This is a genomic window from Streptomyces sp. NPDC051133, assembly GCF_040682635.1.
GTDB lineage: Bacteria > Actinomycetota > Actinomycetes > Streptomycetales > Streptomycetaceae > Streptomyces.
In genome coordinates this window covers 58608-81177 of record NZ_JBFBBK010000004.1, presented here as the reverse complement: position 1 = coordinate 81177, position 22570 = coordinate 58608, and the positions used below count along the sequence as shown (strand labels likewise).

Below are 22570 nucleotides of genomic sequence, written 5' to 3'. Positions count from 1 at the left end.
CTTCGCGAGGGCCGAACGCGGGGGTCCGCTAGGAGGCATTCGCCCGCCTCACCAGGGAGATGGTCCGATTTCGCACGGCATCACCGATGCGAGTGGATTGCCACTCTTCGGTGACGCCTGAGGTCTTTTTCCATCACCTGTTCGGAGGCGTCCCCTCGATCGGGCGGCCGGGGACACCGGGACGTTTCTGCCACGGCCGGGGGCCGGCGGGTGGCCGGTAGGCGACCCCGAGGGCGTCAAGTCGCCGGTAGTGGGCGGCCATCCGGCGCTCGAAGCCGGCGAAGTCCCGCTCCGCCGGGGCGGGCAGGCGGCTCCAGGCGACCTCGGCGAACGCGGCCAGCCGCGGGAACGTCTGGTAGTCCACGCGCGCGGTGTCCTCCAGCACCTCGGTCCACACGTTGGCCTGCGTGCCCAGCACGTGCCGGGCCTCCTCCGCGGTGAGTTGGGGCGGCACCGGCTCGAACCGGTAGACGTCCTCCAGGGTGCGCACGAAGCCGATGGGCACCGGCTCGTCCTCGCCCGGCGCCTGACGGTGGTCCAGATACACGTACTGCTCCGGGCACATGACCACGTCGTGACCGGCCCGCGCGGCGGCGATCCCGCCGCCGTAGCCGCGCCAGGAGGACACCGCCGCGCCCTGGGCGAGGCCGCCCTCCAGGATCTCGTCCCAGCCGATGAGCCGCCGCCCGCGCGCGGCCAGCCACGCGTCGAAGTGCCCGACGAACCAGGACTGCAGCTCGTCCTCGTCGGCCAGCCCGAGGTCGCTGATGCGGGTCTTGGCGGTCACCGACTCGCTCCACTGCTCCTTGCGGCACTCGTCGCCACCGATGTGGATGAACCGTGAAGGGAACAGTTCCAGTACCTCCTCGAACACCCCTTCGTAAAAGCGCAGGGTGGTGTCGGTGGGAGCCAGTACGTTGGAGGAGATCCCCCAGTTGTCCCAGACGGAGAGGGCGGTGGTGTCGATGACGTCGGTGTTGCCGAGTTCCGGGTACGCGGCGATGGCGGCCTGCGAGTGGCCCGGTACGTCGATCTCCGGGACGACGGTGATGTGCCGCTCGGCGGCGTAGGCGACGATCTCGCGGATGTCGTCCTGGGTGTAGTAGCCGCCGTGCGGTTTCTCCTCCCACAGGGGTGAGGCCCGGTGACCGAATTTCGACCGTGCCCGCCAGGAGGCGGTCTCGGCCAGTTCCGGGTACCGCTTGATCTCGATCCGCCAGCCCTGGTCGTCCGTCAGGTGGAAGTGGAAGACGTTGAGTTTGTGCGCGGCCATCAGGTCCAGGTAGCGCAGCACCCCGTCCTTGGGCATGAAGTGGCGGGCCACGTCGAGCAGGAGCCCGCGCCAGCGGAACCGGGGGGCGTCCTGGATGGTGACGGCGGGGAACTCCCACTCGCGCCGGCCGCTGACCGGCGCGCGCCGGAAGGCCTCGGGGCCGAGCAGTTGGCGGAAGGTCTGGGCGCCCCAGAACAGGCCTGCCTCGCTCGCGCCGTCGATGGCGATGAGATACCCGTCGGCGGACAGCCGGTAGCCCTCGTCGCCGCCGAGTTCGTCCGCGAGCCCGGGGACGATCCGCAGCAGGATGCGGCTGCCGCTGTCGGTGAGCGGCGCCAGCGGCAGCCCGGTCGCCGCGCCGACGGTCGCGCGCAGCCACTGCGCGACCCGCCCGGTGCCCTCGGTGGCCTCGATCTCGGTGTCCGCGTCGATCACGTATCCGGCGCCGCCGCCCGGCAGCGAGGCCGAGATCCGGTCCGGGGCCGGGATCAGCGGCACGTCCGGTTCGGGGAAGAGGGGTGTGTCGCTCATGCCGCCGTCGCACCTCCGCACCAGCCGTTGCATCAGGGGCAACGGCTGTTTCGCTCCGTACAGGCCGCTAGGGAGGCTACGGAGTCCGGTGAGGGCCGACAAGAGGTCTGAACCACTTCGCGCCGTGGGCGCGCGAAGACCCCCGGGACAGGCGTGCACGCACGCGTCCCGGGGGCCTCACGAGACTCGGGCCGGGCGGGGAGGCCTCTACTTGCCGCCGCCCTTGTCGCCGCCCTTGTCGTCGCCGCCACTGCCCATGGACTCGTAGATCTCCTTGCACATGGGGCACACGGGGTACTTCTTCGGGTCGCGGCCCGGCACCCAGACCTTGCCGCACAGCGCCACGACGGGGGTACCGTCGAGGGCGCTCGCCATGATCTTGTCCTTCTGGACGTAGTGGGCGAAGCGCTCGTGGTCACCGTCACCGTGGGACACCTGCGGCGTCGGCTCTACGAGGGTCCCCGTACCAGTCCCGCGCTCGGGCTCGAGAGTGCTCATACCGCCCAGGGTACTGAAAGCTCACACGCATCAGTTGAGCGAAGGGTCGTCCGGATACGTGGCCACCATCGCCAGCTCGTTGCGCTGGCGGCGCAGCACCTCGCGCCACAGCCGCTCCGGCGCCGGCGAGGAGACGTCCCCCGGCTCGGACTCCACCACGTACCAGGCGCCCTCGGCCAGCTCGTCCTCCAGCTGGCCGGGACCCCAGCCCGCGTACCCGGCGAAGATCCTCAGGGAGCCGAGGGCCGAGGCGAGCAGTTCCGGCGGGGCCTCCAGGTCGACCAGGCCGATCGCGCCGTGCACCCGGCGCCAGCCGAGCGGGGCGAGGTCGCCGTTCGCGCCGCCCGGGATGACCGCGACACCGAGCGCCGAGTCCAGCGAGACGGGGCCGCCCTGGAAGACCACGCCGGGCTCGCCCGCGAGGTCGGCCCAGCCCTCCAGGATGTCCCCGACGTCCACCGGGGTGGGGCGGTTGAGGACGACGCCGAGGGAGCCCTCCTCGTCGTGGTCGAGAAGGAGCACCACCGCACGGTCGAAGTTGGGGTCCGCCAGGGCGGGAGTGGCCACGAGCAGCCGCCCTGTGAGCGAGGACACCTCGGTCATGCCAGACATGATCCCGCATCTTCCCCCGGTGTGGGGAGCCAATGCGGGGTACCCAGGCCAGGGCGCAGGGGAGCGGGCCCGGCGCACGGCCGGGACCGGTGACCCCATGTGCCCGATAGGGAACGGTTCGTGTTGTGACACAGCTATGACGCGACTGGGCGGTCCTCGGGCTTAACGACGGGGGGTGATCGGCGATTACCCTGTCTTCCCGGCCCCTGCGCACAGTGATCGGCCGGCCCCTGCCCAACTCATCGGAACGCGAGATTCATGACCGTCAACGACGATGTCCTGCTTGTCCACGGCGGAACCCCGCTGGAGGGCGAGATCCGTGTCCGCGGTGCGAAGAACCTCGTACCGAAGGCCATGGTCGCCGCCCTGCTGGGCAGCGCGCCGAGCCGCCTGCGCAACGTCCCCGACATCCGTGACGTGCGGGTGGTGCGCGGCCTGCTCCAGCTGCACGGGGTGACGGTCCGTCCGGGTGAGGAGCCCGGCGAGCTGGTGCTGGACCCGACGCACGTCGAGAGCGCCAACGTGGCCGACATCGATGCCCACGCGGGCTCCAGCCGTATCCCGATCCTCTTCTGCGGCCCGCTGCTGCACCGTCTCGGCCACGCGTTCATCCCCGGCCTCGGCGGCTGTGACATCGGCGGCCGGCCCATCGACTTCCACTTCGACGTGCTGCGGCAGTTCGGCGCGACCATCGAGAAGCGCGCGGACGGTCAGTACCTGGAGGCGCCGCAGCGGCTGCGCGGCACGAAGATCCGGCTGCCGTACCCGTCGGTCGGCGCGACCGAGCAGGTGCTGCTGACGGCGGTCCTCGCCGAGGGCGTCACCGAGCTGTCCAACGCGGCCGTCGAGCCGGAGATCGAGGACCTCATCTGCGTGCTGCAGAAGATGGGCGCGATCATCGCGATGGACACCGACCGCACGATCCGCATCACCGGTGTGGACAAGCTGGGCGGCTACACCCACCATGCCCTGTCGGACCGCCTGGAGGCGGCGTCCTGGGCGTCGGCGGCCCTGGCGACCAACGGCAACATCTACGTCCGCGGCGCCCAGCAGCGCTCGATGATGACGTTCCTGAACACCTACCGGAAGGTGGGCGGCGCCTTCGAGATCGACGACGAGGGCATCCGCTTCTGGCACCCCGGCGGCCAGCTGAAGTCCATCGCGCTGGAGACGGACGTGCACCCCGGTTTCCAGACGGACTGGCAGCAGCCGCTGGTGGTGGCGCTGACGCAGGCCACGGGCCTGTCCATCATCCACGAGACGGTGTACGAGTCCCGGCTGGGCTTCACCTCGGCGCTGAACCAGATGGGCGCGCACATCCAGCTGTACCGCGAGTGCCTGGGCGGCTCGGACTGCCGCTTCGGCCAGCGCAACTTCCTGCACTCGGCGGTCGTCTCCGGCCCGACGAAGCTGCAGGGCGCCGACCTGGTCATCCCTGACCTCCGTGGCGGCTTCTCGTACCTCATCGCGGCCCTGGCCGCCGAGGGCACGTCCCGGGTCCACGGCATCGACCTGATCAACCGCGGCTACGAGAACTTCATGGAGAAGCTCGTGGAACTGGGCGCGAAGGTGGAACTGCCGGGCAAGGCGCTCGGCTAGCACTTGGACACGCCAAAAGGGCGGCCCCTCCTCCGATGGAGAGGGGCCGCCCTTTTCTACGTCTCCGGCTGAGGTGCGCCCGAAGGGGCCCGGGACCGTATCGATCTGCGGCTCCGCCGCGCGGGCGCGACCAGCCACTACGGGCCCGCAGTCACCCACGGCGGCCCAGCGGAACGGCGCTCCGGTGGACCGGCACTCACAGCGGAGCGCTTACTTGCCCTTGGCCGCTTCCTTGAGCTTCGAGCCCGCGGTGACCTTCACGCTGTAGCCGGCCGGGATGTTGATCGGCTCGCCGGTCTGCGGGTTGCGCGCGGTGCGAGCGGCACGGTGGGTGCGCTCGAAGGTCAGGAAGCCGGGGATGGTGACCTTCTCGTCGCCCTTGGCGACGATCTCGCCGACGGTCTCGGCGAACGCGGCCAGCACGGCGTCGGCGTCCTTGCGGGTCACCTCGGCGCGGTCGGCCAGCGCGGCCACCAGCTCACTGCGGTTCATGTTGTTACTCCCGTGTTCTTCTTGCCGTTGGGGTGTGCCACGCGGCGGATCCGCCCGAGGCACTGCGATGCCGATGCGCTCGCGCCCAGGGACGCATCCTGCCCCTACCTGCGGCGGGAAAGCCAATCCGGCACCCGTAGGAGTCGTGGGAACACCCTGGGGAGTCACACGAAAAGCGCCTGCTCGGCCGTCACCCTAGAGCGCACGCGGCATCTGCTGGTTCCACGACGCGCCGGTGCGGGGGGCCGGTCGTGGTGATCCTCACAGCCCCTGCACAGTACGTCACGCGGTGTCTAGACGGTCGCTCCGGCCGCCTTCGCGGCCTCGCGGACGGCGCCGGCGACCGCGCCCGCGACCTTGTCGTTGAAGACGCTCGGAATGATGTAGTTCGGGTTCAGCTCGTCCTCGGTCACCACGTCGGCGAGGGCCTTGGCGGCGGCGAGCATCATCTCCGTGTTGACGGTGCGGGACTGGGCGTCCAGCAGGCCGCGGAAGACACCCGGGAAGACCAGCACGTTGTTGATCTGGTTCGGGAAGTCGGAGCGGCCGGTGGCCACGACCGCCGCGGTCTGGCGGGCGATCGCCGGGTCCACCTCGGGGTCGGGGTTCGCGAGCGCGAACACGATGGCGCCGTCGGCCATGGCGGCCACGTCGTCGCCGTCGAGGACGTTCGGGGCGGAGACGCCGATGAAGACGTCGGCGCCGTGCACGGCCTCCTTCAGGGTGCCGGTGAGGCCCTCGGGGTTGGTGTTGTCGGCGATCCAGCGCAGCGCCGAGCCGGTCGGGGCGTCCACCAGGTCCTCGCGGCCGGCGTGGACGACACCGTGGATGTCGGCGACGACGGCGTTCTTCACGCCCGCGGCGAGCAGCAGCTTGAGGATGGCCGTACCGGCGGCGCCGGCGCCGGACATGACGACCCGGATGTTCTCGATCGCCTTTTCCGTGACGCGCAGGGCGTTGGTCAGGGCGGCGAGGACGACGATCGCGGTGCCGTGCTGGTCGTCGTGGAAGACGGGGATGTCGAGGGCCTCGCGCAGCCGGGCCTCGATCTCGAAGCAGCGGGGGGCGGAGATGTCCTCGAGGTTGATGCCGGCGAACCCGGGGGCGATCGCCTTGACGATCTCCACGATCGCGTCGCTGTCCTGGGTGTCCAGGCAGATCGGCCAGGCGTCGATGCCGGCGAAGCGCTTGAAGAGGGCCGCCTTGCCCTCCATGACGGGCAGCGCGGCCTTGGGGCCGATGTTGCCCAGGCCGAGCACGGCGGAGCCGTCCGTCACGACCGCAACGGAGTTGCGCTTGATGGTGAGGCGGCGGGCGTCCTCGGGGTTCTGGGCGATGGCCATGCAGACGCGGGCCACACCCGGCGTGTAGACCATGGAGAGGTCGTCACGGTTGCGGATGGGGTGTTTCGACGCCATCTCGATCTTGCCGCCGAGGTGCATCAGGAACGTACGGTCGGAGACCTTGCCGAGGGTGACGCCCTCGATGCCGCGCAGCTTCTCGACGATCTCGTCGGCGTGCGCCGTGGAGGAGGCCGCGATGGTGACGTCGATACGGAGCTTCTCGTGACCGGAGGCGGTGACGTCGAGGCCGGTCACCGAGCCTCCGGAGGACTCCACCGCGGTGGTGAGCTGCGAGACGGCGGTTCCGCTCGCGGGCACCTCCAGCCGGATGGTCATCGAGTAGGAGACGCTGGGCGCCGTTGCCATGGCCGACTTCCTCTGCTTTCACCGTGTCGCGAGTTGTGCCGTCCGATCGTCGCACCTACCGCTCAGTACGTGGTAGTCGCCCTGGGTTGCGGACGTTTTGTTCACAGGAAACCGTCCGGCGGGTGCGCGGTTTCGGAAAACCACTTCCACCATACGAGAAAAGATCAGGTGAGAAAAGAGGGGGCCGGGCAAACGGAAGAGGCCCACGTCACATCGGACGTGGGCCTCTCACAGGCTCAGTGACACCGACCCGCCATGCTCGCCTCGCGGCAAGTGGTCCCTCTGAGGGACGAAGGTTGGGCCCGGGGGCTTGGATCGGGCCGGTGCCACACCCAGGCTAACAAACGCACGGCGGAAGCCATTCCCCCTGCGGGGAGTTCACAGGAATCAGTCCCTGAGCAGGTCCGGCACCGCGGCCGCGTCCGGCTCGTCCCGGTCCCCCGAGACCACCGTCAGCTGCTGGGTCGCCCGGGTCAGCGCCACGTACAGCACGCGCAGGCCCGCCGGGGACTCGTCCGCGATCTCCGCGGGGGAGACGACGACCGTCGCGTCGTACTCCAGGCCCTTGGCCTCCAGGCTGCCGAGGGCCACGACCCGGTCGCCGAGCCCGGCCAGCCAGCGCCGGGCCTCCGCGCGCCGGTTCATCGCGACGACCACGCCGACCGTGCCGTCCACCACGCCCAGCAGCCGCTCGGCCTCGGCCCGCACGGTGGCCGCGGGCGAGTCCCCCACGACGACGAAGCGCGGCTCGACCCCGGTGGACCGCACGGCGCTGGGCGCCTCGGAGCCGGGCATGGCGAGCGCGAGCACCTTGGCGGCGAGCTCCGCGATCTCGGCCGGGTTGCGGTAGTTCACGGTGAGCTGGAAGCGGCGCCGGGGCCGGGTGCCGAGGGCCTCGTCGCGGGCCTCGGCCGCCTCGTCCGGGTCGGACCAAGAGGACTGGGCCGGGTCGCCGACCACCGTCCAGGTGGCGTGCCGGCCGCGACGGCCGACCATGCGCCACTGCATCGGGGTCAGGTCCTGCGCCTCGTCCACGATGACGTGCGCGTACTCGGTGCGCTCCTGCGCGAGGCGTTCGGCCCGCTCCCGCTGGCTCTCCTCGCGCACCGGCATCAGCTCCTCCAGGCCGGTGAGCTGGTCCAGCGGGTCGAGTTCGCGCTTCTTCTTCGGGCGGGCCGGGGCGCCGAGGATCGCCTGCAGCTCGTCGAGCATGGCGATGTCGTGCACGGAGTACCCGTCCCGCTTCAGCGAGCGGGCGACCTTGCGCACCTCGCCCGGGTTGAGGATCCGGCGGGCCCAGCGGCCGAGCCGTCTCTCGTCGGCCATGGCGGCGAGCACCGCCTTCGGGGTCAGCTCGGGCCACCAGGCGTCGAGGAACGCGAGGAAGGAGTCCTCGCTCATGACGTCCTCGTCGAAGGAGGAGCGCAGCTCGGCGGCCAGCTCCGGGTCGGTGTGCCGGCCGGCGGCCCCGGACTTGGCCCACAGGGCGTCCAGGAGGAGCTTGCGGGCGCGCGGGCGCAGCAGGTTGACGGGCGCGGTGCCGCCGAGGGCGGTACGGCGGACCCGTTCCAGCTCGGCCGTCTCCAGCTCCAGGCGGCGCCCGAAGGCGACGACACGCAGGCGGTCGGTCGTGCGGAAGGCCGCCGGTGTCTCGTCCGCCTCGTCCTCGTCGTCGAGGGCGAGCTGCCCCACCGGAGCGCTCGGCCCGAGCTCCAGCGCGCCCCGGGCGGCCTTGCGCAGCACCTTCAGCATCCGGTACGAGCCCTTGGCGCGGGCCACGGACGGCGAGTCGTAGAGCGCGGCCTCGGCGCCGTCGACGAGCGAGCCGATCGCGCGGATGGCGACCTGGCCCTCCTCGCCGAGCGAGGGCAGCACGCCCTCGGTGTAGGCGACGAGCAGCGGGGTCGGGGAGACGATCAGGATGCCGCCCGCGTAGCGTCTGCGGTCCTGGTAGAGCAGGTAGGCCGCGCGGTGCAGGGCGACGGCGGTCTTGCCGGTGCCGGGGCCGCCCTCGACGTAGGTGACGGAGGCGGCCGGGGCGCGGATGACCAGGTCCTGCTCGGCCTGGATGGAGGAGACGATGTCCCGCATGGTGTGGCTGCGGGCCTGACCGAGGGCGGCCATGAGGGCGCCGTCGCCGATGACGGCCAGCTGGTGTCCGTCGAGGCGGGCCGCCAGCTCGGGCCGCATCAGGTCGTCCTCGACGCCGAGGACCCGGCGCCCCTTGGACCGGATGACCCGGCGCCGTACGACCCGGCCGGGGTCGACCGGGGTGGCGCGGTAGAAGGGTGCGGCGGCGGGTGCGCGCCAGTCGATGACGAGCGGTGCGTAGTCCTCGTCGAGGACCCCGATGCGCCCGATGTGCAGGGTCTCGGCGATGTCTGCGGTGTTGTCGTCGCGCACGGCGCCCTCGGCGGGTTCCACGGCGGTGTAGGCGCCGTCGGGCCCCTTCTTGCCGTCCTTGCCGAGGAGCAGGTCGATCCGGCCGAAGAGGAAGTCCTCGAACTCGTTGTTGAGCCGGTTCAGGTGGACGCCGGCCCGGAAGACCTGCGCGTCGCGCTCGGCCAGCGCGCCCGGGGTGCCGACCTGGCCGCGCTTGGCCGCGTCGTTCATCAGGAACTCGGCCTCGTGGATCTTCTCCTCGAGCCGCCGGTACACCCGGTCCAGGTGTGCCTGTTCGACGCTGATCTCTCGGTCACGGACGGAGTCGTGTGCATCGTGTACCGAGCCGACCGCGGACTGCTGAACCTGAGCGGCCACCGGGCCCCCTTCTGACGTGCTGGGCAGCCGTCAACCGTACGCGAAGGGGGCCGGGTGAAGCTACGCGTTCACCTGCACCAGCTTCTTCCCGTCGAAGGTCACGACCTCGAAGTGGTCGATCTCGTTCGGCTGAAAGGCCGCCGCGCCGCCGATGTAGAGCGGCTCCTTGGACTCCGGAGTCTTCCCGTTCGGGATGCCGTAGCCCCACTTCGGCACGGACCAGGAGGACATGGTCACGCGCTGGCCGTTCTTCGCGACGAGCACCAGGGAGCACTTGAGCGGCCCCTTGGCGTTCTTCAGTTCCAGCACCGCCTGCGTGCCCCAGACCTTCGGGGCCATGGCGACGGTGGCGCTGATCTGCGACGACGGGTCGGTGGCCGACTTCTTGTCCGGCAGGGAGGCGAAGGTGGTCTGCGCGGAGGACGCGGTGACCTGCCCGCCCCCGTCCGAGCCGCTGTTCATCGCGACCGCGGCCAGCGGCCCGGCGATGATCAGGGCGGCCGCGGCGGCGATCATGTAGAAGCTGCGGCGGCGCTTCATGGCGCGCTTCTCGGCGACCTCGTCGACCAGCTTCTCCGCCAGCCGCGGGCTGGGCCTGGCGGACAGCGACTCGCCGATCGCGGGCGTGCTGCCGGAGCCCGGCAGATCCGCGAGCGCGGCCAGCATCGGCTCCATCCCGGCCAGCTCGTCCAGTTGCTGGGCGCACCACTCGCAGCCGGCGAGATGCGCCTCGAAAGCGGTTGCTTCGGCGTCGTCGAGGATCCCGAGGGCGTAGGCGCCGACGGTCTCGTGCTCGCTCGGCACCGAAGATCCCGAACTGGGGCTCATGGGTCCTGACATACCCGGACCACCCGCGCCGAATCCCTGCATTCCCCCGTATCCGCTGCTCATCACGCCGTCACCCCCCGCTCCTCCAGTGCCAGCTTCATCGACCGCAGGGCGTAGAACACCCGAGAGCGCACCGTGCCGCTGGGGATGCCCAGCGTCTCGGCCGCCTCATTGACCGTACGCCCCTTGAAGTACGTCTCGACGAGGACCTCCCGGTGGGCCGGGGTCAGGTCGTCGAGCGCGTCCGACAGCGTCATCAGCCACAGCGCCTTGTCGATCTCGTCCTCCGCGGGGATGACCTCCAGCGGCGACGGATCGACCTCCTGCGGCCGGGCCTGCCGGCTGCGGTGGCCGTCGATGACGATGCGGCGTGCGACCGTCACCAGCCAGGGGCGTACCGAACCGGTCGCCCGATTGAGCTGACCGGCGTTCTTCCAGGCACGGATGAGCGTTTCCTGCACGACGTCCTCGGCGCGCTGCCGATCACCGGCGACCAGCCGGAGGACATACGCGAGCAGAGGTCCGGCGTGCTCTCGATACAGCGCACGCATCAGCTCCTCATCAGGTTCCGAGGGCTGCGAGGACATGCGATGTCGGGCCCTCGATCCACGTTCATTGGCCACGGCCGCATCCTTGCGCACGCCCACCTCCGGTGTCCGGGGGTTCCCCCAGTCGGTCGCTCGCCCACCCGTACGGAAGGGAGCGGCAAGGTGTTCAAACCGGAGTGACAGATTTCTCCGGGGTGACGTGACGAGAGGGACATGGGCGAACATTCCCACCGAGTGATCTTCACTTTTCCGACACATCACCGGAGGCGGCGATCATTTCCCGTGTACAGAGCACATAAAACGCGGTGTTACGGAAATCACGCTCGCGTGAGCGCTGCCCGACGCCGGTGCCGCGCCACCCGCTCCCGGTTCCCGCACACCTCGCTGGAGCACCAGCGCCGGCGCCGGCCCCGGGAGGTGTCCAGATAGACGAGCGGGCAGGTGTCCCCCTCGCACTCCCGCACGGCCGCCCGCGCGACGGGGTCGGTGAGCAGCTCGACGGCGTCCCGCGCGACGAGGGCGAGCAGCGCGGCGCACCCGGGCGGCCCCGCCAGCTCTCTGACCAGGCCGCCGTCGGCACCGCACACCGCGCACACGGCCGGCGGCGCGACCCGGGCCGCGGCGTTGACCCGGCCGAGGGCCCGCTCGTACGACGGGGCGTCCACGGAGTGCGCGGATCGCACCAACCGCCCCACGTGTCCCCGCAGTTCCCGGAACTCCACGAGCCAGGAGGCCTCGGCGTGGTCCAGCGCCGTGCCGTGCGGCACCAGGCCGCAGCCGCCGATCCAGGCGCGCAACGCCGGGACGGTGTCGAGCCGTTCGGCCGGATGCGTGGTCGCGAGGAGATCCAGACAGATCCGCCCGGCGTCGAACCGCAGCTCGTACGGGGGCGTGGCCGAACCCAGTGCCATGTGCCTGTCACCGCCTAGGCAGGAACTGTGGGGGGACCGTTCCACCACTCCTGTTCACAGTGCCCGTCCGGAGGGACGGCCGGAACCCCTCGTGGCGAGTTACGGGGCCCAGTGCGCGCTCCGGGCCGCGGCAGGGGACCGGACTCCCTCACGCGTCCGCGTACTTGGCGTCCGTCGCCGGGTCCAGTGCCAGCCGGTACCCCCGCTTCACCACGGTCTGGATCAGCTTGGGCGCCCCGAGGGCCGTACGCAGGCGGGCCATCGCCGTCTCCACGGCGTGCTCGTCACGGCCCGCGCCCGGCAGGGCCCGCAGGAGGTCGGCCCGGGCCACCACCCAGCCGGGGCGGCGGGAGAGGGTGCGCAGCAGGGACATGCCGGCCGGCGGAACCGGCTTCAGCTCGCCGTCGACCAGGACCGCGTGGCCCCGGATCTCCACCCGGTGGCCGGCGACCGGCAAGGGGCGCGCGCGGCCGGGGAGTTCCCGGCACAGCAGCTGGACGAGGGGGCCCAGGCGGAAGCGCTCCGGCTGGACCGTGTCCACACCGTGCGCCTGGAGCGGGAGGGCGGTCACCGGGCCCACGCAGGCCGGGAGCACGTCGTGGCCCAGGGCGGCCAGCAGCTCGGGCAGCAGGCCCCGGTCCTCCGCCCGGGAGAGCAGGGAGGCGGCGGCGGGCGCGCTGGTGAAGGTGAGCGCGTCCAGGCCCTGGGAGACGGTCGCGTCCAGCAGCCGGTCCACGGGCCCCAGGTCCTCCGGCGGCATCCAGCGGTACACCGGCACCGGGACCACCTCCGCTCCCCCGGCCCGCAGGGACTCGACGAAGCCCGGCAGCGGCTCGCCGTGCAGCTGTACGGCGATACGGCGGCCGTCGACACCCTCTTCCAGCAGCCGGTCCAGGACCTCCGCCAGCGACTCCGAGGCGGGGGACCACTCCTCCGTGAGGCCCGCGGCGCGGATGGCGCCCTTGACCTTGGGGCCGCGGGCCAGCAGGGCCACCGAGCGCAGCCGGCCGAGCAGCTGTTCGCCGAGACCCCAGCCGTCGGCCGCCTCCACCCAGCCGCGGAAGCCGATCGCGGTGGTGGCCACGACGACGTCCGGCGCCTGGTCGATGATCTCCTTGGTGGCGGCGAGGAGTTCACCGTCGTCGGCGAGCGGCACGATGCGCAGCGCGGGCGCGTGCAGCACGACGGCCCCGCGTCGCTGCAGCAGCGCGCCCAGCTCGTCGGCCCGGCGCGCGGCGGTGACGCCCACCGTGAATCCGGCGAGCGGACCGTGGTCGGGCCGTCCGGGGTGCTGCTCTTCGTCGTACATGGGGCTCTCCTAGCTGACCGGCACGCCGATCGAGCCTGTCAACAGCGCGTGACGGGCTCGGTTCGGGGTGATGTCACCGGTGTTACGTCACACCTCTGCGTAGCTGAGCTGCGGCTTTGCGTCCGTCGCCGCCGTGGTTCCAGTCTGCGTCGCCGTACGGCGAAGGTATACGGCCCACGTCACCGCGATGCAGAGGCCGTAGAAGGCCAGGAACGCGACGAAGGCGCCGGTGCCGGAGCCGTAGGACAGGAAGGACTGGCGGAAGGCGAGGTTGATGCCGACACCGCCGAGCGCGCCGACCGCGCCGATGAGGCCCATGGCGGCGCCCGACAGGCGCCGGCCGTGGGCCGCGGCCTCCTCACCGGTCAGCCCCCTGGCCAGGGCCTTGTTCTGGAAGATGCCGGGGATCATCTTGTACGTCGAGCCGTTGCCGAGGCCGCTGAGCACGAACAGGACCACGAAGACGCACACGAACAGCGGCAGCGACTTCCGCATTCCGGCGGCGATCAGCGCGGCGGTGGCGGCGGCCATGCCGACGTAGTTCCACAGGGTGATGCGGGCGCCGCCGTAGCGGTCGGCCAGCCGCCCGCCGACGGGGCGGATCAGGGAGCCGAGCAGCGGGCCGATGAAGGTGAGGTACGCCGCCTGCAGCGGGGTACGGCCGAACTGGATGGTCAGGACCTGGCCGAAGGCGAAGCTGTAGCCGATGAAGGAGCCGAAGGTGCCGATGTACAGGAACGCCATGATCCAGGTGTGGGCGTCCCGCGCGGCGTCCTTGGCCGCGCCGGTGTCGTTGGTCAGGGACGCCAGGTTGTCCATGAAGAGGGCGGCGAGCGTGGCCGCGACGACGACCAGCGGGATGTAGATGCCGAGCAGGACGCGCGGGCCGCCGCTCGCGCCGATGACGGCGAGGGCGGCCAGCTGGATGACGGGGACGCCGATGTTGCCGCCGCCGGCGTTGAGGCCGAGCGCCCAGCCCTTCTTCCGCAGCGGGAAGAAGGCGTTGATGTTGGTCATGGACGAGGCGAAGTTGCCGCCGCCGACGCCGGCCAGCAGCCCGACGAGGAGGAACGTGCCGAAGGACGTCCCCGGCTCCATCACCACGAAGGCGGCCACCGTCGGCACGAGCAGCAGGCTCGCGGAGACGATCGTCCAGTTCCGGCCGCCGAAGAGGGCGACGGCGAAGGTGTAGGGGACGCGGACGACGGCGCCGACCAGGGTGACCATCGAGGTCAGCAGGAACTTGTCGGCGGGGGTGAGGCCGTACTCCGGGCCCATGAACAGCACCAGCACGGACCACAGGGTCCAGACGGAGAACCCGATGTGCTCGGAGAGCACCGAGAACCACAGGTTCCGGCGGGCGACCTTCTCCCCGGTCGCCTCCCAGAACGTCTCGTCCTCCGGATCCCAGCGCTCGATCCAGCGGCCACTGCGACGGGTTGGGGGTGCGGCTGTCATCACGCCTCCACGGGGCTCCGGCTGTCCGGCCTGCCGTACGGCTGACCGGACTCGACGGTAGGGAGCACGCGTTTCCGGCCTGTGGCTCTGTGGGTGACCGCGAGGGAACGGTGCCCTCACCCTGCCGGGGGCCGGTGTGAGAGGTTCCGCGGCGGCTCCGCGCGCGTCAGCCCGGCGCGCTCATCGCGGCCGCGTCGGCGGCCGACACCCAGGCGCGGGCGGGCCGCCGCAGCCATCCCTGCGTCCGGGCCAGCTCGGTCGCCGCCCGGCGCAGCGCGTCGAGCCCGGGATGGACCAGGCCCTTGCGCCACACCAGGGAGACCGGCGACAGCGGGACGGGGTCGGCCAGCGGGCGGCGCACCGTGCGGGGCATGGCCGGGAAGTCCACCACGGCCAGCACCGGATGCCGGGTCTTGGCCATGATCCGCTCGAACTCCTCGTCCCCGACGGCGAGCGGGAGGGGCGGGGCGAGCCGGATGCCGCGTCCCTCGAAGAGCCGGCACGCCAGGTCGGTCCACTCCAGGGTGCGCGGGTTGCCGGCCCCGGCGTACACCGTCTGCCCGGCCAGCGCGGCCAGCGGCACCCGGGGCAGGTCGGCCAGCGGATGGTCCTCGGGCAGCACGACTGCCATCGGCTCGTAGCGCACCGGCTGTTGTTCCAGGCCGGACCGCAGGGCCGGGTCCAGACCGGCGAAGCGGCCGAAGGAGGCGTCCAGCCGGCCGGCCAGCAGCTCGGCGGCGGCACCGGTCAGGCCGCTCTCGTAGCGGGCCATCAGCTCGCAGTCGGGGGCGAGTTCACGCGCCCGGTGCAGCACCCGGCGGCCGGTGCCCAGACCCGGCGAGTTGAGGTCCACCAGCAGGGGCCGGGCCTGGCCGGAGGCGAACGCCGCGAGCAGGTCGTCCTGGGCGGCGAGGACGCGGCGCGCGTGCGGCAGCAGCCGGTCGCCGTCCGGGGTGAGCGTGACCTGGCGGGTGGTCCGCACGAACAGCTCGGTGCCCAGCTCCCGCTCCAGCCGCCGTACGTCCCGGCTGAGCGCCTGCTGGGCGACGTACAGGCGGGCCGCGGCCCGGGTGAAGTGGAGTTCCTCGGCCACGGCGACGAAGGCGCGCAGGAGCCGGGGGTCTATGTGGGCGGCCATGACGGCGAACTTACAACACAGGTGCGTGAATCGGCGCCGATCAGGTGTTGGACCCCTTGATCCACTCCGGGCGAGGGTGGAGCCATGCCCCCGCTCATAGCCACCGCCTCCGGATACCGCCGTCTCTTCGCCCTCCCCGGCACCCGCGCCTTCACCACCGGCAACCTCCTCGCTCGGCTGCCCATGGGCATGTTCAGCGTGAGCGCGGTCGTGATGATCGCCGGTTCGCGGGGCTCGTACGCCCTGGCCGGTGCCGTCACCGCGACCGGCCTCGCGGCGACCGCGCTGGCCGGTCCCTGGGTCGCCCGGCTCGTGGACCGGCACGGGCAGGCGCGGGTCGCCGTGCCCGCCACGCTCGCCTCGGTGCTCGGCAGCCTCGCGCTGCTGCTGTGCGTGCGCTACGGCGCCCCCGACTGGACGCTGTTCGCCGCGTACGCCGGCACCGCGGCCACCCCCAACATCGGCGGCCTGTCCCGCGCCCGCTGGGCCCATCTGCTGCGCGACGACCCGGGCGGGCTGCACACCGCGAACTCCTTCGAGCAGGCCGCCGACGAGCTGTGCTTCATGCTCGGCCCGGTCCTCGCGTCCTTTCTGACCGGCACGTTCTTCCCGGAGGCGGGCACGCTCGCGGGCGCGGCGCTGCTGCTGTCCGGCATGCTGCTGTTCACCGCCCAGCGGGCCACCGAGCCGCCGCCACAGGCCCGTTCGAGGACACGCTCGCCGCTGCGCAGCCCCGGCATCCCGCCGCTCCTGGCCTGCTTCACGGCCACCGGCGCGGTGTTCGGCTCGATGGAGGTCGTCACGATCGCGTATGCCGACGCCCAGGGCCACCGCGCGGCGGCCGGCGTGATCCTCGCGCTGCAGGCGGCGGGGTCGTGCGCGGCCGGGCTGGCGTACGGCGCCCGGAAGCCGGGCGCGCTGCGGCTGGGCCACTGCCTGGCGGGGATGGCCGTGCTGATGACCCTGCCCTGGCTGGCGGCGGGCCTCACCGGGTCCCTCGTCGCCCTCGCGGGCGCCCTGCTGGTGGCGGGCATGGCGACGGCGCCCACGATGGTCACCGCGATGACCCTGGTCCAGCGGCGCACCCCGGCCGACCGCCTCAACGAGGGCATGAGCCTGATGGTGACCGGCCTGCTCACCGGCATCGCGTGCGGCTCGGCGACGGGGGGCTGGGCGACGGAGCACCTGTCCGCGACGCTCGCCTACGCGGTCCCGGCCGGCGCCGCGGCGCTCGCCCTGGGACTGGCTTCGCTCACCCGGACCGGCGGGGCGCGGCGCGCCGGGGCATGACGACGGCCCCGCCGCTGAAAAGCGACGGGGCCGTTGCCCACATGGGGTACCCCCCTCAGGGGGCTCGTGGAGATGGCGGGAATCGAACCCGCGTCCAACGGTGCGGAATCAGGGCTTCTCCGTGTGCAGTTCGCTGTGATTTTCTCAGCCCCGGCGATCACGCGAACAAGTCGCCGACGGGCTCAGTCACTGTTTGGTTTCCCTCTTCACCCCGTGACCGGGATCAAGGTTTAGTTCCCTAGCTGATGCCAGGATCCGGGTCGGGAACAGCCCCGGGCTGACACTTCGCAAGTCGCTACTTAGGCAGCGAGGGCGAAGGAATCGCGCTTGGTGTTGGCGATTATTTTTTGCGACATATGGTTTACGAGATCATTGCCGCTTCCTCGACACGCTTCCCCTGCTTCGACAGCCGCTGTCGAAACCGATCATCCCCATGTTGTTTTTTCAACCCCCTCCGTGGAGGGGCCGCGCACCCTCTGTGGAGTGCAGTGCCATCGTACGTGACCAACGCACGACGATGCCAGCCTATTCCCCGGCGGCCGGCCCGCTAGACGCCGCGCTGCCTGCGCTTCGCCGCCGCGATCGCCCGGTCCGACTCCCGCCGGTCCTGCTTCTCCCGCAGCGTCTGCCGCTTGTCGTACTCCTTCTTGCCCCGCGCGAGGGCGATCTCGGCCTTCGCCCGGCCGTCCTTGAAGTAGATGGCGAGGGGCACGATCGTGTGCCCCGTCTCCTGGGACTTCGACTCCAGCTTGTCGATCTCCTCGCGGTGCAGGAGCAGCTTGCGCTTGCGGCGCGCGGAGTGGTTGGTCCAGCTGCCCTGGTGGTACTCGGGGATGTGGGCGTTGTGCAGCCACGCCTCACCGCGGTCGATCTGGACGAAGCCGTCGGTCAGCGAGGTCCGCCCCTCGCGCAGCGACTTGACCTCGGTGCCCATGAGCACGAGCCCGGCCTCGTAGGTGTCGATGATCGCGTAGTCGTGCCGGGCCTTCTTGTTCTGGGCGACGATCTTGCGCTTGCCGCCCTTCTCACCGTCCATGGCCTTGCCGGCCCCGCCGCCCTGCTTGGGCTGGGACTCCTTCGGTACGTACATTCCCTTGCTCATAGTGCCGACCATTTTCGCACCACACCGGGGGTGTGCGTACAGCCGATTACGCGTGATCGGCGGGCGTGGCTACGAGGGGTCGCCCAGGCCGGTGAGGACCGTCTCCGCCCGCGGCAGGGCCTGCCCCGGCCCCGCCTCCAGGTCGGGTGTGATGCCCCGGCCGTCGACGGCGTGTCCGGAGGGGGTGCGGTAGTGGCCCACGGTCAGTTCCGCCACCGCGCCGTCGGGCAGCCCGGTCGGCATCTGGACGGAGCCCTTGCCGAAGGTGCGGGAGCCGATCACGACCGCGCGGCCCCGGTCCTGCAGGGCGCCGGTGAGCATCTCGGCCGCGCTCATCGTGCCGCCGTCGACGAGGGCGACCAGGGGCCGGGCGGTGTCGCCGCCGGGCTCGGCGTGCAGGGAGCGCTCGGCTCCGTCGACGTCGTAGGTGGCGACCAGGCCGCCGTCCAGGAAGGCGGAGGCGGTGTCCACGGCCTCGGTGACCAGGCCGCCGGAGTTGCCGCGCAGGTCGAGGACGATCCCCGCGTCGGCCGGCGCGTCGCGGACGGCGGCGCGGACCGCGTCACCGGAGCCCTTGGTGAACGCGGCGATCCTGACGACGGTGACCCCGCCGGGCAGCCTGCGCACGGTCACGGAGTCGGTGGACAGCCGGACCCGGTGCAGTTTCTCGGTCCACGCGCGCGTGCCGCGCCGCAGACCGAGCGTGACCGTCGTACCGGCCGGGGCGTCCTCGGCGTCACCGCGCAGTAAGGAGACCACCTCGGTGACCGGCCGGCCGTCCACCCTGCCGCCGTCGACGCTGAGCAGCCGGTCGCCCGGGCGGATCCCGGCGTCGGCCGCGGGCGAGCCGGGCCGCACCTTCGTCACCTCGATCCGGCCGTCGGCCCCGCTCCGCGCCCACAGGCCGACGCCCGTGTAGCGGCCGTCGAGGGCCTCCTGGAACTCCTGGTACTCGCCCTCGGAGTAGACGGCGCCCCAGCGGTCCCCGCTGCGGCTGACGGCCCGCTCGGCGGCCTCCATCGGGGACTTGCCGTCGGCCGCGGCTTCGGCGGCGGCCTTCTGCACCTCCTGGTGCCGGCTCCCCGAGCGTGTCGGCCCGAACACCGCCGCCCTGCGCGAGGGCTGCCCGGCCTCCGGGAAGGATCCGGTGGCGGCGCCGGTGACCAGCACACCGGCGAAGACCAAGGTCAGGGCGGCCCCGCGGCGGATGCGGCGGGGCTGACAGAACAGATCTCGGCCCGACATGGCGGTGAGTCTAGGACAACGCGCAGGGCCGTACGGCCGGTTGCCCGTACGGCTCTCTTGGCGTGCGTCACACCTTCAGGTACTTGCGCAGCGCGAAGAACGCCGCCAGCGCCGGCATCAGGACGCTCGTGGCGAGGATCAGCGGCAGCTTGGTCAACACCGCGTCCCAGCCGACGAAGTTGATCAGAGTGAGCTTGTGGGAGAGGTCCATGCCGTGGTCGATGGTGAAGTACCGGCCGACCACGAGTCCCACGCAGGCGAGGCCGCCGCCGATGAGTCCGGCGACCGCGGCCTCGGCGATGAACGGCGCCTGGATGTAGAAGCCCGAGGCACCGACCAGGCGCATGATGCCGGTTTCGCGCCGGCGGCTGAACGCCGAGACACGCACGGTGTTGACGATCAGCAGGAGGGCGACGATCAGCATCATCGCCATCACGCCGAGCGCGCCCCGGTTCATCAGGTTCAGCAGCTGGAAGAGGTTGTCCAGGATGCCCTTCTGGTCCTGCACCGACTGCACGCCGTCGCGCCCGTTGAAGGCGGTCGCGATCACCTGGTACTTCTGCGGGTCCTTGAGCTTGATCCGGTACGACTCCTGCATCTGGTCCGGCGTGAGGGAGCTGGCCAGCGGAGAGTTGCCGAACTGCTCCTTGTAGTGCTTGTACGCGTCGTCCTGCGACTCGTACGTGACCTTCTCGACGACCGGCATGTTCTTCAGGTCCGCGAGGATCTGCTTCTTCTGGTCGTCGGTGACCGCACCCTTGGCGCAGTTGACGTCCTGCTCGGCGTCGTGCTTGTTGCACAGGAAGATCGAGACGTTGACCTTGTCGTACCAGTAGCCCTTCATGGTGCTCACCTGGTCGCTCATCAGCAGCGAGCCACCGAAGAGGGCCAGGGACAGGGCGACGGAGACGATGACGGCGAAGGTCATCGTCAGATTGCGGCGGAGACCGACACCGATCTCCGACAGGACGAACTGGGCGCGCATGGCGGGTTCTTCAGGCCTTTCGGGAGCGAGGTGCGGTCAGTGCTGGTAGCCGTAGACGCCGCGGGCCTGGTCGCGGACGAGGCGGCCCTTCTCCAGCTCGATGACGCGCTTGCGCATCTGGTCCACGATGTTCTGATCGTGTGTCGCCATGATGACCGTGGTGCCCGTCCGGTTGATCCGGTCGAGCAGCTTCATGATGCCGACGGAGGTCTGCGGGTCGAGGTTGCCGGTGGGCTCGTCGGCGATGAGCAGCTTGGGCCGGTTGACGAACGCGCGCGCGATGGCCACGCGCTGCTGCTCACCACCGGACAGCTCGCCGGGCATCCGGTCCTCCTTGCCGCCGAGGCCGACGAGGTCGAGCACCTGGGGCACGGACTTGCGGATCTCGCCGCGGGACTTGCCGATGACCTCCTGGGCGAAGGCCACGTTCTCCGCGACCGTCTTGTTCGGCAGGAGGCGGAAGTCCTGGAACACCGTCCCCAGCTGGCGGCGCATCTGCGGCACCTTCCAGTTGGAGAGGCGCGCGAGGTCCTTGCCCAGGACGTGCACCTGGCCGTGGCTGCACCGCTCCTCGCGGAGGACGAGCCGCAGGAAGGTGGACTTTCCGGAGCCGGAGGACCCCACGAGGAAGACGAACTCGCCCTTCTCGACCTCCAGGGAGACCTCCCTGAGGGCTGGACGGGTCTGCTTGGGGTAGACCTTGGAGACGTTGTCGAATCGGATCACGGATGCACCACGGGTCGCCGGGGGTAGATGAGCGTGACCATACGCGAACCGGGTGTGCAAGTGCAGTCGCAGGTTGAGGTTGGGCAAGACTTGTGCGTTTTTGTACCCGTGACCGTTCCCGCTTCGTTCCCGGCCCCTGCCCGGAGGGCCCGCGCAACGTACGGGGGAACCTGGCACAGTGGAAGGGGAACGTTCTGGTTCCCGCGAACGTTGTATGTGTGATGGCCGGTGCGAGGAGGGCGAGCGCATGACGTACGACCGGTTGGTGTGCGCGAACTGCGCGGCGCCCGTGAGCGAGGGCCGGTGCCCGGTGTGCCGTGCCAACCGCGAGCGACTGCAGCAAGAGGGCTTCCTGAACGGGCTGAACCCGATGGCGCTGATCGCGCTGCTGGCGGTGCTGATCGCCGCGGTGGCGCTGCTGGCGCACCAGACCGCGTAGGGAAGCGCGTAAGAAGTCGGCGGGAATCCGCCGCGAAGACACCGAAGGGCCCGGAGCGCCGAGCTCCGGGCCCTTGTGGCTGCGCGTCGCGCGCGGTGCGTGGCCGTACGGCTACGCTCAGGCGGCGGCGCCGCCCCGGCCGCTGACCAGACGCGGCAGCACGCGGAAGCCGATGCCGCCGGCGATCATCGTCGCGGCGCCGACGAGCAGGAACGCGGTCTGACCGGCACCGGTCTCGGCGAGCTGCTTGTCGCCGCCCTGGGCCTGGGTGTCGGACCCGGTGTCGGTGAGGGCCGAGGAGCCCTCGTCCTGGGGCGTGTCGTTGTTGCCGCCCTTGGGGGTGTCGTTGTTGCCACCGGTGCTGGAGCCGCTGCTGCCGTTGCCGCCGGAGTTGCCGTTGCCACCCGAGTTGCCATTGCCACCGGAGTTGCCGGTGCTGCCGGAGTTGCCGTTGCCGCCCGAGTTGCCGTTGCCGCCCGAGTTGCCGTTGCCACCGCCGGTCGTGGTCGTCTGACCAGTGCTGTTGGTCTCGCCGGTCGTGGTGGTCTGACCAGTGCTGTTGGTCTCGCCGGTGCTGTTCGTTTCACCGGTGCTGTTGGTCTCACCGGTGCTGTTGGTCTCACCAGTGCTGTTCGTCTCGCCGGTGCTGTTCGTCTCGCCGGTGCTGTTGGTCTCACCGGTGCTGTTCGTCTCGCCGGTGCTGTTGGTCTCGCCGGTGCTGTTGGTCTCGCCGGTCGAGTTCGTACCGGTCTCACCGCTGCTCTGGCCGCCCACGCTCGGGCAGACGCCGAGCGGGTCGCAGCCGCCGCCACCCCCGTTGGTCTCCCCGCCGTCCGCGGGGCCGTCGGCGCTTACGCCGAGGCTGATCGGGCCCGCCTGGACATCGAGGTCCAGAGCGGAAGCCGCGCCGGCTGCGGTCAGGGACGCACCGGCCGCGATCACGGCGCCGGCGGCTATCCGCGCGACCCGGATCCGCGTCTTCTTCGTCATGTGGTTGCTACCCCCAGTAGCTGTTCGTCAATGAGGCGGCGCGTGGGGCGTGCCGTGATCGACGGAGGTAGCCGGTGACGAAAGGTGGCATCAACTTCTTTCCCCCGGTTCACATGCGCCCCAAAGT

Annotated in this window: 20 protein-coding genes and 1 other RNA gene; 3 read left to right on the top strand and 18 right to left on the bottom strand. The window is 71.2% G+C overall.

All coding sequences use genetic code 11. The features are described from left to right. Window positions 1–133: 133 nt before the first annotated feature. The 3 genes from AB0N17_RS06450 to AB0N17_RS06440 form a co-directional block, all read right to left on the bottom strand. The gene (locus tag AB0N17_RS06450; protein ID WP_366009994.1) at window positions 134–1804 is read right to left on the bottom strand and encodes a beta-N-acetylhexosaminidase; all 1671 of its coding nucleotides are present in this window, start codon (window positions 1802–1804) and stop codon (window positions 134–136) included. Window positions 1805–2011: 207 nt separating this feature from the next. Further along, entirely contained in the window at window positions 2012–2302 is a 291-nt protein-coding gene (locus AB0N17_RS06445) for a DUF3039 domain-containing protein (protein WP_097254340.1), read from the bottom strand. A gap of 30 nt (window positions 2303–2332) precedes the next feature. Further along, window positions 2333–2905 carry a YqgE/AlgH family protein gene (locus AB0N17_RS06440; RefSeq protein WP_366009992.1) on the bottom strand — a complete coding sequence of 191 codons (573 nt, stop codon included), beginning with the start codon at window positions 2903–2905 and terminating at the stop codon, window positions 2333–2335. 267 nt (window positions 2906–3172) lie between these two features. Between AB0N17_RS06440 and murA the strand changes: the two genes are divergently transcribed. Next, window positions 3173–4513 (top strand): UDP-N-acetylglucosamine 1-carboxyvinyltransferase, encoded by a 1341-nt coding sequence (gene murA / locus AB0N17_RS06435; RefSeq protein ID WP_366009991.1) that lies wholly within the window; start codon window positions 3173–3175, stop codon window positions 4511–4513. A gap of 210 nt (window positions 4514–4723) precedes the next feature. Here the strand turns inward: murA and AB0N17_RS06430 are convergent, their stop codons facing one another. The 9 genes from AB0N17_RS06430 to AB0N17_RS06390 all read right to left on the bottom strand — a co-directional run bounded on the left by AB0N17_RS06430 (window position 4724) and on the right by AB0N17_RS06390 (window position 15666). Continuing rightward, complete coding sequence (locus AB0N17_RS06430; RefSeq protein ID WP_023550134.1) at window positions 4724–5005, bottom strand: HU family DNA-binding protein; 282 nt, start codon at window positions 5003–5005, stop codon at window positions 4724–4726. 293 nt (window positions 5006–5298) lie between these two features. Further along, window positions 5299–6714, bottom strand: a complete 1416-nt coding sequence (locus tag AB0N17_RS06425; RefSeq protein ID WP_366009990.1) for an NAD-dependent malic enzyme — start codon at window positions 6712–6714, stop codon at window positions 5299–5301. A gap of 387 nt (window positions 6715–7101) precedes the next feature. Beyond that, on the bottom strand, window positions 7102–9474 hold the full coding sequence (locus tag AB0N17_RS06420) for a UvrD-helicase domain-containing protein (protein WP_366009989.1): 2373 nt from the start codon (window positions 9472–9474) through the stop codon (window positions 7102–7104). A gap of 60 nt (window positions 9475–9534) precedes the next feature. Next, on the bottom strand, window positions 9535–10302 hold the full coding sequence (locus tag AB0N17_RS06415) for a zf-HC2 domain-containing protein (RefSeq protein WP_366009987.1): 768 nt from the start codon (window positions 10300–10302) through the stop codon (window positions 9535–9537). A gap of 62 nt (window positions 10303–10364) precedes the next feature. After that, entirely contained in the window at window positions 10365–10949 is a 585-nt protein-coding gene (locus AB0N17_RS06410) for a sigma-70 family RNA polymerase sigma factor (protein ID WP_030167252.1), read from the bottom strand. Window positions 10950–11167: 218 nt separating this feature from the next. Continuing rightward, a complete protein-coding gene (locus AB0N17_RS06405; RefSeq protein WP_366009986.1) occupies window positions 11168–11761 on the bottom strand; it encodes an ABATE domain-containing protein in 594 nt (197 codons plus the stop codon). A 148-nt stretch (window positions 11762–11909) separates the two neighbouring features. After that, entirely contained in the window at window positions 11910–13070 is a 1161-nt protein-coding gene (locus AB0N17_RS06400; protein ID WP_366009985.1) for a uroporphyrinogen-III synthase, read from the bottom strand. 87 nt (window positions 13071–13157) lie between these two features. After that, entirely contained in the window at window positions 13158–14528 is a 1371-nt protein-coding gene (locus AB0N17_RS06395) for a nitrate/nitrite transporter (protein WP_366009984.1), read from the bottom strand. 166 nt (window positions 14529–14694) lie between these two features. Further along, window positions 14695–15666: a LysR family transcriptional regulator gene (locus AB0N17_RS06390; protein WP_366009983.1), complete on the bottom strand. Its 972-nt coding sequence runs from the start codon at window positions 15664–15666 to the stop codon at window positions 14695–14697. An 84-nt stretch (window positions 15667–15750) separates the two neighbouring features. Between AB0N17_RS06390 and AB0N17_RS06385 the strand changes: the two genes are divergently transcribed. Beyond that, the gene (locus AB0N17_RS06385; RefSeq protein WP_366009982.1) at window positions 15751–16956 is read left to right on the top strand and encodes an MFS transporter; all 1206 of its coding nucleotides are present in this window, start codon (window positions 15751–15753) and stop codon (window positions 16954–16956) included. A gap of 64 nt (window positions 16957–17020) precedes the next feature. Here AB0N17_RS06385 and ssrA read toward each other — a convergent pair. From ssrA to ftsE, 5 genes are all read right to left on the bottom strand, one after another. Then, window positions 17021–17389, bottom strand: a transfer-messenger RNA (tmRNA) gene (ssrA, locus tag AB0N17_RS06380). A 114-nt stretch (window positions 17390–17503) separates the two neighbouring features. After that, window positions 17504–18046 (bottom strand): SsrA-binding protein SmpB, encoded by a 543-nt coding sequence (gene smpB / locus AB0N17_RS06375; protein WP_366010223.1) that lies wholly within the window; start codon window positions 18044–18046, stop codon window positions 17504–17506. Between the two features lie 81 nt (window positions 18047–18127). Next, complete coding sequence (locus AB0N17_RS06370) at window positions 18128–19303, bottom strand: S41 family peptidase (RefSeq protein WP_366009981.1); 1176 nt, start codon at window positions 19301–19303, stop codon at window positions 18128–18130. Between the two features lie 67 nt (window positions 19304–19370). Further along, window positions 19371–20288: a permease-like cell division protein FtsX gene (ftsX, locus tag AB0N17_RS06365; RefSeq protein WP_366009980.1), complete on the bottom strand. Its 918-nt coding sequence runs from the start codon at window positions 20286–20288 to the stop codon at window positions 19371–19373. 36 nt (window positions 20289–20324) lie between these two features. Then, a complete protein-coding gene (ftsE, locus tag AB0N17_RS06360; RefSeq protein WP_366009979.1) occupies window positions 20325–21014 on the bottom strand; it encodes a cell division ATP-binding protein FtsE in 690 nt (229 codons plus the stop codon). 247 nt (window positions 21015–21261) lie between these two features. On the opposite strand from ftsE, the gene AB0N17_RS06355 reads away from it, so the two are divergent. Then, the gene (locus AB0N17_RS06355; protein WP_366009978.1) at window positions 21262–21453 is read left to right on the top strand and encodes a hypothetical protein; all 192 of its coding nucleotides are present in this window, start codon (window positions 21262–21264) and stop codon (window positions 21451–21453) included. Between the two features lie 117 nt (window positions 21454–21570). On the opposite strand, the gene AB0N17_RS06350 is transcribed toward AB0N17_RS06355, so the two are convergent. After that, window positions 21571–22443, bottom strand: a complete 873-nt coding sequence (locus tag AB0N17_RS06350; RefSeq protein WP_366009977.1) for a hypothetical protein — start codon at window positions 22441–22443, stop codon at window positions 21571–21573. Window positions 22444–22570: the final 127 nt, after the last annotated feature.

Bases quoted from the DNA above. Each gene is read 5' to 3' on its own strand.
- AB0N17_RS06450 (WP_366009994.1), bottom strand. From the start codon at position 1,804: ATGAGCGACACACCCCTCTTCCCCGAACCGGACGTGCCGCTGATCCCG.
- AB0N17_RS06445 (WP_097254340.1), bottom strand. From the start codon at position 2,302: ATGAGCACTCTCGAGCCCGAGCGCGGGACTGGTACGGGGACCCTCGTA.
- AB0N17_RS06440 (WP_366009992.1), bottom strand. From the start codon at position 2,905: ATGACCGAGGTGTCCTCGCTCACAGGGCGGCTGCTCGTGGCCACTCCC.
- murA (WP_366009991.1), top strand. From the start codon at position 3,173: ATGACCGTCAACGACGATGTCCTGCTTGTCCACGGCGGAACCCCGCTG.
- AB0N17_RS06430 (WP_023550134.1), bottom strand. From the start codon at position 5,005: ATGAACCGCAGTGAGCTGGTGGCCGCGCTGGCCGACCGCGCCGAGGTG.
- AB0N17_RS06425 (WP_366009990.1), bottom strand. From the start codon at position 6,714: ATGGCAACGGCGCCCAGCGTCTCCTACTCGATGACCATCCGGCTGGAG.
- AB0N17_RS06415 (WP_366009987.1), bottom strand. From the start codon at position 10,302: ATGAGCCCCAGTTCGGGATCTTCGGTGCCGAGCGAGCACGAGACCGTC.
- AB0N17_RS06405 (WP_366009986.1), bottom strand. From the start codon at position 11,761: ATGGCACTGGGTTCGGCCACGCCCCCGTACGAGCTGCGGTTCGACGCC.
- AB0N17_RS06400 (WP_366009985.1), bottom strand. From the start codon at position 13,070: ATGTACGACGAAGAGCAGCACCCCGGACGGCCCGACCACGGTCCGCTC.
- AB0N17_RS06395 (WP_366009984.1), bottom strand. From the start codon at position 14,528: ATGACAGCCGCACCCCCAACCCGTCGCAGTGGCCGCTGGATCGAGCGC.
- AB0N17_RS06390 (WP_366009983.1), bottom strand. From the start codon at position 15,666: ATGGCCGCCCACATAGACCCCCGGCTCCTGCGCGCCTTCGTCGCCGTG.
- AB0N17_RS06385 (WP_366009982.1), top strand. From the start codon at position 15,751: ATGCCCCCGCTCATAGCCACCGCCTCCGGATACCGCCGTCTCTTCGCC.
- smpB (WP_366010223.1), bottom strand. From the start codon at position 18,046: ATGTACGTACCGAAGGAGTCCCAGCCCAAGCAGGGCGGCGGGGCCGGC.
- AB0N17_RS06370 (WP_366009981.1), bottom strand. From the start codon at position 19,303: ATGTCGGGCCGAGATCTGTTCTGTCAGCCCCGCCGCATCCGCCGCGGG.
- ftsX (WP_366009980.1), bottom strand. From the start codon at position 20,288: ATGCGCGCCCAGTTCGTCCTGTCGGAGATCGGTGTCGGTCTCCGCCGC.
- AB0N17_RS06355 (WP_366009978.1), top strand. From the start codon at position 21,262: ATGACGTACGACCGGTTGGTGTGCGCGAACTGCGCGGCGCCCGTGAGC.
- AB0N17_RS06350 (WP_366009977.1), bottom strand. From the start codon at position 22,443: ATGACGAAGAAGACGCGGATCCGGGTCGCGCGGATAGCCGCCGGCGCC.